This window comes from Sulfitobacter sp. R86518 (assembly GCF_042466275.1).
GTDB lineage: Bacteria > Pseudomonadota > Alphaproteobacteria > Rhodobacterales > Rhodobacteraceae > Sulfitobacter > Sulfitobacter pontiacus.
Genome location: NZ_JAXHCA010000010.1, coordinates 86,620 through 99,435 on the forward strand (window position 1 = coordinate 86,620; position 12,816 = coordinate 99,435).

Here is a 12,816-nt window from a genome sequence, read left to right on the forward strand (position 1 = left end):
GGCGGCGTTATACGCGCCCAAGTTTCTGGATGGCCGTGCGGGTCAGATCATCGTCCGACCCCATCAGTTTGACCGAATTCTCATAGGCCCGTTGGATGTCGATCAGACGGGTCATTTCAAGGACGGCGTTCACGTTGCTGCCTTCGATAAAGCCCTGCTTGACCTGCGGGTTCTCCATCTGCTGCGGCTGGCCTGCGTTCGGGGGCAACTGGTACATGCCCGCGCCCATGGGCAGCATCTGCGCCGCCTCGTTGATCGCGACAACGCTGACCGCGCCAAGCACCGCGCCTTGGGGGTTGGTCACGGTGCCGCTGGTGGTGATTACCACCTCGTCCCCCACATCATCGGGAAGCACGACAGGCCCGCCGCCCACGCCAAGCAGGGGCATACCGCCTGCGGTTTTCAATTGGCCGTCGACATCCACAACAAGACGCCCGTGACGGCTGTAACCGGTTTCGCCGCCGGGCAGCTGGAAGCTGAGCCAGCCGTCACCGGCCACGGCGATGTCCATCGGGTTGCCGGTCTGCATTAACGGGCCGTTGGCAAGCTCAAGGTACGTCCCGCTTTCGCGCACATAGTTGATCGCGTTGTCGCCGCTGCCATCGGGCACGGATTCAAGCACGGGATGGATCGCCTTGTAACCCGAGGTCGTGGCGTTGGCGAGGTTATGCGCCGTCGTGTCCATGCTGCGGGTCAGCGCGGTTGCCTGAGAAAGCGCCACATAACTGATATTGCTCATCTCATCCTCCGGCGGTGCTGAAGCATCACGAAAAAACGCATTGTACATGTCATTGCAAATACAAATTTTCATGAATACAAGGATAAGGCAAGTTCTATTTACACTCTCAAGGATAGGTGTGCGCCAGTATATTTGCATATCGGTGGTTAAAGCGTTGCTGGTTCTTGCGGTTCCGGCGGGTGTGCTTGTGGCCGCGCCCTCTGATGTGGTTGATACGCTGGATCACAGCGCGTTGGACGCAGGGCAGACATGGCGGCGGGATCTGGATTTGCGGCGCTGGTCTCCGGACGGGTTGCGCGATGATTTGCGACACAGCATCGCCAAGCTCGGCAGCCAGCGGGGCAGCGACCAGACGCGGGTGATGATGGATGTGGCCGAACTCTATATGGCCCATATGCTGCTGTTCGAGGCGGGCTCTATCCTTGCCGAAGTGACCCCTGATACGCCGATTCATAAGCGCCGTCACCGTGCACTGTCCGACGCGGTGCGTCTGCTGGCGGGGGAGGCACCGACCGCGGTAACGCCCCCATTCAACACGTCTCCGCTGGCCGGCAACCGACCGGATCGCGCCTTTTGGGCTAGTCTGGACGCGATTGCCACCTCCGACGTTCGGCGCTTGTCGGATAATATCGAGCCAAGCTTTGGCGGGCTGAGCACACAGCCGGAATCCGTCGTGCGGGCCGTTCTGCCTGTGCTGCTTGAAGCGGCGATTGAGCTGGACAAGCGCGAATATGTCGATGCGACCCTGCGCCTGCTGGACGAAATGCCAGAGCTGGCCGGGGCCGAATCCGGTACATTCCTGCGCGCACGCGCCGCGCAAAAGCGGGGGGACGCGGCGACCGCGCTCAAGATCTATCTGGAAGCGGCAGAGGGCTGGGACCAATACGCCGTGCGCGCCCGTTTGGCGGTTGCGGATATGGCGCTTGCCGATGGCGGAAGAGGGGCGCTGTTGGCGGCACAATCGACCCTAGAGGGCGGATCAGAGGCTTGGCGCGGCGGGCGGTACGAGCTGGAAGTATTGCGCCGGCTTGAGCGGGTGTACCACGCATTGGGCAATCATCCCGAAGCCGTGTTGACCCTTGGCCGTATTCTGCTGCGGTTCCCCGAACGTGCCGAAGCCGCCCCGATCGAGGCGCAGGCGCAAGAATTGCTGGCAGATATCTATAAGGCAGGGGGCGAGGGGCAGTATCCGCTGTCGGCTTGGGTCGCGCTGCATCTGCGTTTGCTGCCCTATTTTCGCTATACCGAAGGGTTCACGGCGCAGATTGAAACACTGGGTGACTACGTCCTGAAACTGGGGTCGACCGATCTGGCGGCCAAGGAATACCGTCGTGCCGTGCGTATCTTGCAAGAAAAGCAGGAAGAACAAGGCACCTCCCGCGCGGCCGAGATTTTTCGCCTGAACATGAAGCTTGCGCAAGCGCAGGTGCAGGGCGGGCAATTCGCCGATGCGCGGCTGACGTTGGAACTGATGGACGTCAGCGTCGCCCCCGAGATGGAGGAGGCGCATCAGAGTTTGCTGGCGCAAACCCTCTCTAAACTGGGGGATAAGCCTGCGTTGCTCAAGGCGTCCGTCGATGCACCAACGGCGCAGCATTTGCGAGATGTGGGCCTCGCGCTGTCGGAGGAGGAGCGCTGGCCGCAGGCGGCGGACGTTCTTTCGCAGCTTTGGCGGGCATATCCGCAGGATTTTTCCTTGCAGGATGCCACACGCCTGTTGATCGCGGCCTATCGGTCCGAAGACCAAGAGACGTTACAGCAGGTGACGCGTTCCTTCCCCAGTCTCACGCCGTCTAAAGACCTGATTTCTTTGGCGAATAGCATATCCGAGGTGCGCGATAACGTGCTGCCGCTGAGCGCGGGCGGGGCGGCGAAGCGGCTGGAGCAGCTAGAGAATGCGTTTGAAAGCATCGCGAATTCAGGGATATCTCCATGAACTCGGCTGCAAATTTCGGCTAAACCAAGGTTAGACAAAAATAAATCGCGAAAATTTAACCTTCTTTAAACCAATTCGATTATTTGTCCTGTTAGGCAAGAATACCAAGAACGACAACGAGGTAGGAAAATGAGCATTTCAAGTGCGCTTCAGACGGGTGTCAGCGGGCTGCGCGCCAACTCCAAGGCGGTTGGCAGCATCTCCGAGAACATCGCAAACTCGAACACGGTGGGGTACCGCCGCGGGTTCGCGCATATGGTCACGACCACTGCCTCGGGCGGGAATGGCGACGGGGTCCTGTCGGTCAACGCCGTTGAAGAGCTGGACATCGCGACAGCAGGCGGCCTGATCTCGACCAACTCCTCTACCGATCTGGCGATTGGCGGGAACGGTTTCTTCGCGGTGTCGATGAACCCGAACGAGACAGTGCAGACCAACTACATGCTGACCCGCGCGGGATCGTTCCTGCCGGATGAGCAGGGCAACCTGAAGAACGCGGCGGGATATTATCTTGCGGGCTACCCCTACGGGCTGGAAGGGGACATCGGGTCGGTCGACCGGACGTCCTTCAAGGATATGGAAACGGTCAACATCGGCAATCTGAACATCTCTGCCGGCGTGACCTCGACCATCACCGCCTTTGGCAACCTGCCATCGCAGGACACAGGCCAAGCCGATCCCGGCGCACCTTTTGTCACCTCGTCCGAGGTGTTCACCGCCTTGGGTGAAAGCCAGCGCGTGAGCTTTTCCTGGGCACCTGGCACCACGGCGAACACATGGGATCTGGCGATTGCGGATCAGAATGGCAATGGGCTGGGCAGTGTTACGATCGAGTTCAACAACGCCGGACCAGCGGCGGGCTCTCCGCTGAGCTATAGCAACATCAATTCCACCGCGACGGCACCGGCCGCCTTTACCGTGGACCCTGCGACAGGCGTGGCGAAGATCACCCTTGATAACGGGGTTGTCCCGCAAGAGATCGACATCACCCTTGGCAAGCCCGGCGCATTTGACGGGATCAGCCAGTTCGCGGGGGACTTCAGCCTCGCGTTTGATCGGGACGGGTCCAGCGCGGGCGAGCTGGTGCGCACCGAGATCACCGAAGACGGCACATTGTTCGGCGTTTTCGATAATGGCATGCGCCGCGCGCTTTATGACATTCCCGTCGCTGTCGTCGCCAACCCCAACGGGCTGGTTGAAGTGAAGGGCAACGCCTATCGCTTGTCGGGTGAAACAGGGTCGTTCTCTGCGTTGCAGGCCAATTCTTCGACCGTGGGGTCGATCAACGCCGGGGCGCTTGAAGGATCTAACGTGGACATTGCGCAAGAGATGACCGACCTGATCAAGGCGCAGCGGGCGTTTTCGACCAATGCCAAAGTGATCACCACCGTCGACGATATGATGGATGAAACCACCCGTCTGAAACGATAAGCCAGACGGTCTGACCGGAGCATGACATGAGCCTTTCGGGCGCGCTGAATTCGGCCACAGCCGGTTTGCATACGACACAGGGTCAGTCGCGGATCGCGGCGGATAACGTGTCGAATGCGATGACCCCCGGTTATGTCCGGCGCGAGGCGGTGCTGGTCACCGCCAGCGGCGGGCAGGGCGGTGCCGTCATTAGCGAGGTCCGCCGCGAAGTCGATGCGACGCTGCAACGGATGTCGCGGCTCGAAAACAGTCGGATGACGCAGTATCAGTCTATTCAGGAAGGGCTGACCACCTATACCGCCTATCTGGGGCAACCCGGGGACGGCACATCGCCCGCAGACCGGTTTAACGATTTCCAGAACAGCCTGACAACGCTGGTCAATATGCCGTCGTCGAACGGGGCGCAGACATCCGTTGCGCTGGCGGCAGAGGATTTGGTGCGGTCGGTCAAAGGGGCGGCGACAACGCTGTCCACGACGTTGAACGACGTGAATATGGAAATCCGCTATGAAGTCGCGGACCTGAACACGGCCCTATACCAGTTGCGCGATCTGAATGCCTCGGGCAGCGGCTTTACCCCCGGTTCGCTGGAGGCCGCGCAGTTTGATGAAAAGGTCGACACGATCCTTGACCAGATTTCCGGGATCGTTGACACGCGGATACATCGGTCTTCGAACGGGTCGATCAGCCTTTATACGGTCAGCGGGGCCGCATTGCTGGAGGGGCGCGTCGTACAGGATGTGACCTTTAACCCCAGTGACGGCACATTGATGGCGGGCAATCAGGATATCACCCCGTTCAAAGACGGTGTGCGTGGTATTCAGCACGGCAGTCTTGCGGGGCTTTCCGAGCTGAAGAGAGAGACTATTCCGCAGTTTAGTCAACAGTTGGACGAATACGCGCGGGGGCTGATCCAGACCTTTGAAGAGGCCGATGCCAGCCTTGCGCCGGGCGAGGCGGGGCTGTTCACAGATAATGGGATCGCGTTTGATCCGGCAAATATCACAGGTCTGGCGAGCCGTTTGCAAATAAACAGCAAGATTTCCTCTACTGGCGAGGCGGAGGTTTGGCGTATCCGCGATGGTCTGGGGGCCACGTCCCCTGGTGCAGGGTCTGAAACGGTGCAGATCAACGCATTTCTGGCAGGGCTCGACACGGCGATGAATGCGGCGACGGGCACGGGTATTCCGGCCGAGGTCACCTTGCGTGATTTTTCGGCAGAGATGATCACCAGCCAAGCGGCCACGCGCGCGCGGGCAGAGAATGACTTTAACGCTGCGGCCTCTGCGGCCGAGGTCGTGATGTCGGCGCGGCGCAACTCTGAAGGTGTGAATATTGACGACGAGATGCAGCAACTGCTGTTGATCGAACAAAGCTATGCGGCAAACTCCAGAGTGCTTACAGCAGTGTCAGAGATGATCGACACGCTGATCGCAGCGGTATGAGGCAGGGACAATGGTTCTAGGTATCAGCAGTTTTTCGTCGTTCCAGTTTAACCTTTTCAACCGGCAGAACGTGCAGCGCACGACGCTGGAATTGCAACGGGTGAGCGAAGAAGTCTCTACCGGAAAAAAGGCCGACATCTATGCCGATCTGGGCCCGCGCGCGGCCTCGGTGATGAAGCTGCACGGGCGCGAGGCGAATACCCAGACCTTCATGACATCGAACGAGGTGCTGGCGAGCAAGCTTGACGCGATGCTTGCGTCCGTCGATGCGGCACGCACGCAGGTACAATCGGTGCTGGAAAGCGCGCTAGTCAATGCCACACGCAATGGCAACGGGGCCGAGGTGTTGCAGATGCAAGCCCGCGCCGCGCTGGAAAGCCTCGTGTCGACGATGAACACGTCGTATAATGGCGAGAACCTGTTTTCGGGGCTGGAATCCAACAAGACCTCGCTGACCCGCTGGCCTGAAACCAGTGCCGACACAGGCCGTTCACCGCAGTCGGTGGTTGAAGAGATTTTTGGCACCGGTCCAACCGACCCAGCCAGCGCCCAAGCCATCGCGGATCAGCTAGAGACCGTGTTCAACTCGCAAGACGCCGACGCCAGCCGGAATTTTCAGGGCACCTTCTATCAAGGCTCGCCCGAGCGTGATGCCAGTGGGGCCGAGACAAAGCAGATCAGCGCCTGGGTGAATACCGGCCAAGAGGTCGTCTACGGTGTGCGCGCCAATGACCAGTCTTTCCGCGATGCCTACAAAGGGTTGGCGATGCTGGCCGTGACCGACGTGAGTCAGATGGACGAAGCGGCCTATAGCACTTGGATGTCAGAAGGTGGTCGACAGCCTGTCGGCGTCGCAAGAGGGTATGTTGGATATCTCGGCGCGGATCGGGTTCAACCAGCAGATCGTCGAGAAGACCCAAACGCAGCTGACCGATCTATCGCTGGTGCAGCGGACGCAAATCTCGAACTACGAAAGTGTTGATCCCTACGAGGCGATCACGCGCATGAATAGTCTTGAGACACAGTTGCAGGCGAGCTATCAGGTTTCCTCGCGGCTTTCGAGCCTGTCGATCCTGAATTACCTGCGCTGATCAACCGGCTTTCGACGTCACTTCAGGCGAGCTTAGCTTGTAGCCGCGGCCATGCACGGTTTCGATATACTGCCAGCCTGACTTCGACGCGGAAGCGAGCTTTTTGCGCAGCTTGCAGATGTAGACGTCAATGACCTTATCGAAGGGCTGATCGATGCTGCTGCCGTAGATTGCGTCATAAATCGCGTCTTTAGAGATGACTTTGTTCGAGTTCAGCGCAAGATGCTGGAACACCGAATATTCGCGTTTCGACAGTTTGATGCGGCTGCCCGATACAATCGGATCGCGCCCGTCGAAATAGGCGGTCAGTTCTCCGACGATCACGCTTTCAGAAGCATGGCCATAGTGGCGCCGGATGATCGAATTGGTCCGCGACAGCACTTCGGCCCCACGGATCGGGCTGACGATCACATCATCCGCGCCAAGGTTCAGCAGGTCCGACGTATCCTTGGCGTTGCGGAAATCCTTGAGCACGATCACTGGGTTGACGCAGCCTGCGGTACGCATCGCGCGGATATATTCACGCGTATCGTCACATTCACCGATCAGAACGGCATTGGTCTGATGGCCCGGTTGCAGCAAAGGGCCAAGGCCCGTCGTGAAAAACTCGGCGGTGACGAACTGAAGCTCGATACCTGCGCTGCGCAGCTCTGCCGTAAGGCCGGCGCATCGTTCTTTCCGCTGTTCGAAAATATACATGCGCATGTTTGTGTGCCCTAAACCCTGACTATTCCTATCGGTAGCAAGTATATTCTGCGGTAGCAACAATTAATAGATGATTTAACTTGTATAAATCCGGTTATTACGTGATTATGCCAAGGATAGTTGAACTGTTCTTGTACCGGAGATTTCGCAATGGCGCACAGCCAGCGACGCCCCATGACCCGCCTGTTGCGCTGCCTGCAGGCCCTTGCCGCCGCAACACTTTTGGTTGTGCCCGCGATGCCGTCCTGGGCCGAGGTCCGGATCAAGGATATTGCGCATTTTGAAGGTGTGCGGGAAAACCATCTGATCGGATATGGCCTCGTTGTCGGGCTTCTGGGGACGGGGGACAAGCTGAACTCCAGCCCGTTCACCCGTGAATCCATTCGTGGGATGCTTGAGCGGCTTGGCGTTGCGAACCTTGATGGCGAGGCGCTGAAAACCAAGAACACCGCCGCCGTGATGGTGACGGCCAAGCTACCCCCTTTTGCGCGGCGCGGCTCGCCCATCGATATCACGGTCTCTTCGCTTGGAGATGCGACAAGTCTGCGGGGCGGCACCTTGTTGATCACCCCGCTGACGGGCGCGGATGGTGAGGTCTATGCCGTGGGGCAGGGCGCGGTTGCGGCCTCGGGCTACCGGGTGGATGGCAACGCCGCGAGCGTTGTGGATGGCGTGCCGACCATCGCGCGGATCGAAAACGGAGCCATCGTCGAACGCGAGATCGAATTCAGCCTGTTTCAGCTCGACAGTATCCGGATTGCGCTGAACAACCCCGATTTCACCACGGCGGATCGCGTGCGCGAAGCCATCGCGAAACACCTTGGGTCCAGTCAGGTCGAGGTGCTGGATTCCGGCACGATCGAGGTCTGGGTCGGTGACAAGCGCAACGCGCCCGAGACGATCATGGCGGTGGAAAACCTGCTGGTCACGCCGGACGCCGTGGCGCGGGTCGTGATTGACGAAAAATCGGGCACCATCGTCATGGGCTCTGACGTGCGGATCGCGCAGGTCGCGATCAGCCAGGGTGGCCTGACCGTGCGCGTGCGCGAGAATTTCGGCGTCAGCCAGCCCGGTCCGATCAGCCTTGGCGGGAATACGGCCGTGATCAGCGAGGAACCTATCTCTATCGGGGGGACGACCGTGATCGTGCCGGAGACCGAGATTGATATCGAAGAAACTGACGGCAGCTTTACCATTCTGAACGGTGACGTGAGCCTGCAAGAGCTTGTTGACGGGCTGAACGCCATCGGCGTTGGCGCACGGCAAACCATTGCGATTTTGCAGGCCATCAAGGCCGCGGGGGCGCTTCACGCCGATCTGGAGATTATCTGATGACCGGTTCAATCCCCCCGTCACTGCCTAGTTTCGACATCGCCAAACCCGACCGCGCGGTGCAAACAGGTAAAGAATTCGAAAAGGTGTTCTTAACCCAGTTCGTCGACGAGATGATGAAAACCGCCGGTGCCTCTGCTTTCGGCGGGGAACAGCAGGCGGATATGTGGCGGTCCTTCATGTCCGAAGCCGTCGCCGGCCAGTTGGTAGAGCAGGGCGGCTTGGGTTTTTCCGGTAGCGTGTCGCAAATGCTGGACGCCTACGGGCAGGGCAAGGCCAAATTTGCGGAGCAGGGCGAATGACCCCGCGCACCTTCCGTTTCGGTCAACGCGGCACCGCGCCCGAGGGCGAGGCCCCTGACCAGCTGGTGCTGACCCCGCAGGACGAGGAAAACATTCACGCCTATGTCGCGAAGATCCACGACACAATCGACGTGCTGAACCGCGAGGTCCAGGCGATCAAAGCCGGCAATCTGGATGTCGTTAGCGCGATCTTCGAAGAAAAATCCCGCGCGTTGAAGTGGCTGGAGCTGCAAACCCCGTTGGTCGAACCCTTTATGGAGCACCCGATTATGGTTGAGCTGGAGGTGAAGGCGCAGCTCAAGCAGTTAAAGGGGGCGATTGAAGAGGATAGCGCAATTTTATCCCGCATGGCCGTCGCCGCCCGCACCATTCTGCGCGAGGTCAAAAAAATCAGTAATCGTAACGCGCTAGACGGAAATTATGGCAAGATGGGCCAACGTGTGAGCGGCGTTGCGGATAAGAACATGCACGTCGATCAGAAATTCTAAAGCGCGTTCCGCCGATTTCACTCAATTTGTTAACCCTGCTTTAACCTGAACTGCTATGTAGTTCAGGTTAGCCTTTTACGGCTGACCTCAGTCAGAAGACTGGATCAATACGAGAAGCAAGGAGAACATTAAATGTCGTCCATTCTCACCAATAGCTCCGCAATGAACGCTCTTTCCACTCTTCGTGACGTGAACCGTGGATTGAACGAAACGCAAGACCGAGTGTCCACAGGTTTGAAAGTCGCGTCCGGCAAGGACAACGCCGCCTATTTTGCCGTCTCTGAGACGATGAAGGGTGATAGCGGCATGTTCAAAGCCATTAACGAAGGCATGACCGCTACAAAAAACTCCGTCGCAACAGCTCGTCTGGGCGCTGAAACAGTAGCAGATATTGCCCAGCAGATCGTTGAGCGTGTAGCGTTTGCTCAAACTGAAGGCGTAAATCGTGCGGACGTTCAGCTTGAAATCGATGCGCTTGTCGAAAATATGACATCAGCAATCAACCAATCTACCTTCAATGGCGACAACCTCGTCGATGGAGACTACGGTTTCGAAGCCGATGGAACGACAGCAAAGACATCGGTAACCGTGGTAAACGGCATCACTCGTGGTGCATCCGGCGGCATTACAGCAACGACCTTTGAGTTTTCAGAAGTGAACTTGGGGGCGATCAAAGACGAATTTGCTAAGATTGATGTCACCAATACGACAACAGGTGCAGCAGATGGCGAGACTCTAGCTACGAAACTTCAGTTTGCTGAAGTGGAGCTTGCAAAGTCAATCACCGCCGCGACGTCTTTGGGTATCACTGAAAACACGCTTGATGGACAAATGCAGTTTCTTGACGCTTTGACAGACACGCTGGATTCCGGCGTGAGCTCGATGGTTGATGCGGATATGGAAGAAGAAGCGGCGCGTTTGCAGGCCTATCAGGTTCAGCAGCAGCTGGCGACGCAGTCCTTGTCGATTGCAAACCAGGCGCCTCAGAACATCCTGAGCTTGTTCCGTTAATTCGGTTTAAACGTTATATGAAAAAACCCCTCTCCGCCACTGGTGGGGAGGGGCCCTGACGAAGTGGCCACCGGCTTGGACATACGTCCCGCCGGTTTTTTATTGCGCTGGCGTCGCTTCGGCGCGGGCGCGTTCCTCGAAAAAACTACTCAGCGGGTCATCGATGCCGGATTCAAGGATCATCCGGTAGGTGTCGGCAAAGCCTTCGGCGGCTGGGGTCTTGTCGCCGCGGCTTTGTGACAGAAATGGGCTGGCCGCGCGGAAAAATGTGATGGCTTGGTCCGTTTCCGGGTCGGACCCGGCTTTATACGCCCCCAATCGGATCAGATCTTCCATATCGGCGTAGCGGCCCAAGGCCTTGCGCGCGACTTTGGTGATCTCGTATTCTTCGGGAGAGTGGCAGCCCGGCAGCATCCGTGACAGCGATTTTTGTAGATCGATCGCGGGGAAACGCCCCTGTTCGGCGATGCGCCGGTCGAGCACCAGATGCCCGTCCACGATCCCGCGCACAGCATCCGCGATGGGTTCGTTCATATCGTCCCCATCCACCAGCACCGTATAAAGACCGGTAATATCACCTTCTGCCGCCATGCCGGGCCCCGCGCGTTCCAACAGATGGGGCAGTTCGCTGAACACCGACGGCGGATAGCCCCGAAGGGTTGGCGGCTCGCCGCGGGCGAGGCCGATTTCACGCTGCGCCATCGCAAAACGGGTGACGCTATCCAGCAGCAGCAGCACCTGCTTACCCGTCGATTTGAAGTATTCGGCAATCGCGGTTGTGGTTAATGCGGCCTGTTTGCGCAGCAGCGGTGCCTCGTCCCCGGTAGAGACGACGACGACGGCGCGCGCCATGCCTTCCTCGCCCAGATCCTCCTGGATGAACTGTTGTACCTCGCGGCCGCGTTCGCCGATCAGCCCGATGACAATCACATCGGCATCCGTATTGCGGGCCAGCATGGCCATCATGGTCGATTTGCCGACACCGGAACCCGCGAAAACACCCATCCTCTGGCCACGGCAAATCGGTGTGAAAATATCGATGCATTTGATCTGTGTTTCCAGCTTCTCGCCCACTTTCTTGCGGTCGAATGCACCGGGTGGGTTGGCGCGAAAGCGGGTTTTGCGGCGCGGGCGGCGCGCGCGGGTATATTGCGTGAGCGGGCGGCCAAGCGCATCAACCACCGTGCCGATCCAGCTGTCGTCGGGGGACACCATATCGTCATGCTCGATCAATTCGACGGTATTCCCGACGGACACGCCCTCCCATGTGCCGAACGGCAGAACGCATAGATCACTGCCCTGTGCGCTGACGACTTCGCCATCGATGTCTCCTGCGGGGGTGTGCACCCGGCATTGGCTGCCGATCGCTGCCATCGCCTCTAGCCCGCTGACGGTGAGGGTCATGCCAGTGATGGACCTGACGGTGCCCGAGATCTTTGCGCTGGCGCATGAATAGATGGACTTTTGCAGGTTTGCGAAGGCAGAAGTCAAAATATACTCTTTCGAAAATATTCTATCCTTGCTATATAACAAGGATAAATAATGAGTCTAGTATGAATACAGATCCCACATCCTTGTTCAGTCTTGCACCCAAGCGTTTGCAGTGGCTTGCCACGCGGCAAAATGTCGTGTCAGAGAATATCGCGAATTCTGACGTTGCGGGATACCGCGCGCAGGATGTGCAAAGCTTTGCCAGCTATTTGGAAGACGCAGGTCGGTCGCAACGTTTGCAGGAGGCCGAGGTGGTTGAGGCGCGGGTTCTGGGTGGCACTACGGCAACCGGGAATAACGTGAACCTGGAAGAGCAGTTGGTCGAGGCGAACAGCGCCTCGGGTCAGTTCCAAATGGCCGCGAGCCTGTACCGCAAAGCGCACGAGATGGTCTACGCCGTCGCTGGCCGGAAATAACGGAGAGACGCGCGATGGATTCCCTTTCCAGAATTTCGGCAACAGCAGCCAGCGGGATGCGGGCGCAGGGTGACCGGTTGCGCATCGTCTCGGAAAACCTTGCCAATGCCAGTTCGACCGCGCAAACGGCGGGGGGCGACCCGTATCAGCGCAAGACGATTTCTTTTGAAAGCGCTACGGATCCGTCAACGGGGGCAGCGATTGTGCAATCTGCAGGCGTGCTGCGGGATGATGCCGATTTCACACTGCGGTATGAGCCATCGCACCCCGCGGCGGATCAGAACGGCTATATCAAGATGCCGAACGTGAACCCGCTGATCGAAATGAGCAATATGCGTGAAGCCGCGCGCAGCTATGAAGCAAACCTTTCGATGCTGGACAAGGCGCGTGACATGCGCCGTCAGTTGGTCGAGCTGTTGAAGTAAGGTG

The 12,816-nt window shown here is 58.5% G+C and carries 14 protein-coding genes; 11 read left to right on the forward strand and 3 right to left on the reverse strand.

The window, feature by feature from the left end:
- Positions 1 to 7: 7 nt before the first annotated feature.
- On the reverse strand, positions 8 to 739 hold the full coding sequence (locus SJY36_RS18485; protein ID WP_386176824.1) for a flagellar hook-basal body complex protein: 732 nt from the start codon (positions 737 to 739) through the stop codon (positions 8 to 10).
- A 118-nt stretch (positions 740 to 857) separates the two neighbouring features.
- On the opposite strand from SJY36_RS18485, the gene SJY36_RS18490 reads away from it, so the two are divergent.
- From SJY36_RS18490 to SJY36_RS18510, 5 genes are all read left to right on the forward strand, one after another.
- On the forward strand, positions 858 to 2,675 hold the full coding sequence (locus SJY36_RS18490) for a tetratricopeptide repeat protein (RefSeq protein WP_386176825.1): 1,818 nt from the start codon (positions 858 to 860) through the stop codon (positions 2,673 to 2,675).
- A 129-nt stretch (positions 2,676 to 2,804) separates the two neighbouring features.
- The gene (locus tag SJY36_RS18495; protein WP_340245428.1) at positions 2,805 to 4,106 is read left to right on the forward strand and encodes a flagellar hook-basal body complex protein; all 1,302 of its coding nucleotides are present in this window, start codon (positions 2,805 to 2,807) and stop codon (positions 4,104 to 4,106) included.
- A 26-nt stretch (positions 4,107 to 4,132) separates the two neighbouring features.
- A complete protein-coding gene (gene flgK, locus SJY36_RS18500) occupies positions 4,133 to 5,551 on the forward strand; it encodes a flagellar hook-associated protein FlgK (protein WP_064216619.1) in 1,419 nt (472 codons plus the stop codon).
- A 10-nt stretch (positions 5,552 to 5,561) separates the two neighbouring features.
- Positions 5,562 to 6,533, forward strand: a complete 972-nt coding sequence (locus SJY36_RS18505) for a flagellar hook protein (RefSeq protein WP_386176826.1) — start codon at positions 5,562 to 5,564, stop codon at positions 6,531 to 6,533.
- Complete coding sequence (locus tag SJY36_RS18510) at positions 6,454 to 6,642, forward strand: flagellin (protein ID WP_386176875.1); 189 nt, start codon at positions 6,454 to 6,456, stop codon at positions 6,640 to 6,642. The genes SJY36_RS18505 and SJY36_RS18510 overlap by 80 nt, the downstream gene beginning before the upstream one ends.
- On the opposite strand, the gene SJY36_RS18515 is transcribed toward SJY36_RS18510, so the two are convergent.
- The gene (locus SJY36_RS18515; protein WP_005849021.1) at positions 6,643 to 7,347 is read right to left on the reverse strand and encodes a response regulator transcription factor; all 705 of its coding nucleotides are present in this window, start codon (positions 7,345 to 7,347) and stop codon (positions 6,643 to 6,645) included.
- 174 nt (positions 7,348 to 7,521) lie between these two features.
- Between SJY36_RS18515 and SJY36_RS18520 the strand changes: the two genes are divergently transcribed.
- From SJY36_RS18520 to SJY36_RS18535, 4 genes are all read left to right on the forward strand, one after another.
- Positions 7,522 to 8,679, forward strand: coding sequence for a flagellar basal body P-ring protein FlgI (locus SJY36_RS18520; protein ID WP_039911415.1), 1,158 nt, complete (start codon positions 7,522 to 7,524; stop codon positions 8,677 to 8,679).
- Positions 8,679 to 8,981 (forward strand): hypothetical protein, encoded by a 303-nt coding sequence (locus SJY36_RS18525; RefSeq protein ID WP_064216621.1) that lies wholly within the window; start codon positions 8,679 to 8,681, stop codon positions 8,979 to 8,981. Before SJY36_RS18520 ends, SJY36_RS18525 begins: the two co-directional genes overlap by 1 nt.
- The gene (locus tag SJY36_RS18530; protein WP_386176827.1) at positions 8,978 to 9,469 is read left to right on the forward strand and encodes a flagellar biosynthesis protein FlgI; all 492 of its coding nucleotides are present in this window, start codon (positions 8,978 to 8,980) and stop codon (positions 9,467 to 9,469) included. The genes SJY36_RS18525 and SJY36_RS18530 overlap by 4 nt, the downstream gene beginning before the upstream one ends.
- 132 nt (positions 9,470 to 9,601) lie before the next feature.
- On the forward strand, positions 9,602 to 10,480 hold the full coding sequence (locus SJY36_RS18535; RefSeq protein ID WP_037953467.1) for a flagellin: 879 nt from the start codon (positions 9,602 to 9,604) through the stop codon (positions 10,478 to 10,480).
- A gap of 99 nt (positions 10,481 to 10,579) precedes the next feature.
- Here the strand turns inward: SJY36_RS18535 and SJY36_RS18540 are convergent, their stop codons facing one another.
- Positions 10,580 to 11,971, reverse strand: coding sequence for a FliI/YscN family ATPase (locus tag SJY36_RS18540; RefSeq protein ID WP_386176828.1), 1,392 nt, complete (start codon positions 11,969 to 11,971; stop codon positions 10,580 to 10,582).
- Between the two features lie 62 nt (positions 11,972 to 12,033).
- On the opposite strand from SJY36_RS18540, the gene SJY36_RS18545 reads away from it, so the two are divergent.
- A complete protein-coding gene (locus SJY36_RS18545) occupies positions 12,034 to 12,387 on the forward strand; it encodes a flagellar basal body protein (RefSeq protein ID WP_037942041.1) in 354 nt (117 codons plus the stop codon).
- 14 nt (positions 12,388 to 12,401) lie between these two features.
- Positions 12,402 to 12,812 carry a flagellar basal body rod protein FlgC gene (flgC, locus tag SJY36_RS18550; protein ID WP_074636865.1) on the forward strand — a complete coding sequence of 137 codons (411 nt, stop codon included), beginning with the start codon at positions 12,402 to 12,404 and terminating at the stop codon, positions 12,810 to 12,812.
- The last annotated feature ends 4 nt before the right edge of the window (positions 12,813 to 12,816 follow it).

Coding starts and splice junctions, on each gene's coding strand:
- SJY36_RS18485 (WP_386176824.1), bottom strand. CDS start 739: ATGAGCAATATCAGTTATGTGGCGCTTTCTCAGGCAACCGCGCTGACC.
- SJY36_RS18495 (WP_340245428.1), top strand. CDS start 2,805: ATGAGCATTTCAAGTGCGCTTCAGACGGGTGTCAGCGGGCTGCGCGCC.
- flgK (WP_064216619.1), top strand. CDS start 4,133: ATGAGCCTTTCGGGCGCGCTGAATTCGGCCACAGCCGGTTTGCATACG.
- SJY36_RS18505 (WP_386176826.1), top strand. CDS start 5,562: ATGGTTCTAGGTATCAGCAGTTTTTCGTCGTTCCAGTTTAACCTTTTC.
- SJY36_RS18515 (WP_005849021.1), bottom strand. CDS start 7,347: ATGCGCATGTATATTTTCGAACAGCGGAAAGAACGATGCGCCGGCCTT.
- SJY36_RS18520 (WP_039911415.1), top strand. CDS start 7,522: ATGACCCGCCTGTTGCGCTGCCTGCAGGCCCTTGCCGCCGCAACACTT.
- SJY36_RS18525 (WP_064216621.1), top strand. CDS start 8,679: ATGACCGGTTCAATCCCCCCGTCACTGCCTAGTTTCGACATCGCCAAA.
- SJY36_RS18530 (WP_386176827.1), top strand. CDS start 8,978: ATGACCCCGCGCACCTTCCGTTTCGGTCAACGCGGCACCGCGCCCGAG.
- SJY36_RS18535 (WP_037953467.1), top strand. CDS start 9,602: ATGTCGTCCATTCTCACCAATAGCTCCGCAATGAACGCTCTTTCCACT.
- SJY36_RS18545 (WP_037942041.1), top strand. CDS start 12,034: ATGAATACAGATCCCACATCCTTGTTCAGTCTTGCACCCAAGCGTTTG.
- flgC (WP_074636865.1), top strand. CDS start 12,402: ATGGATTCCCTTTCCAGAATTTCGGCAACAGCAGCCAGCGGGATGCGG.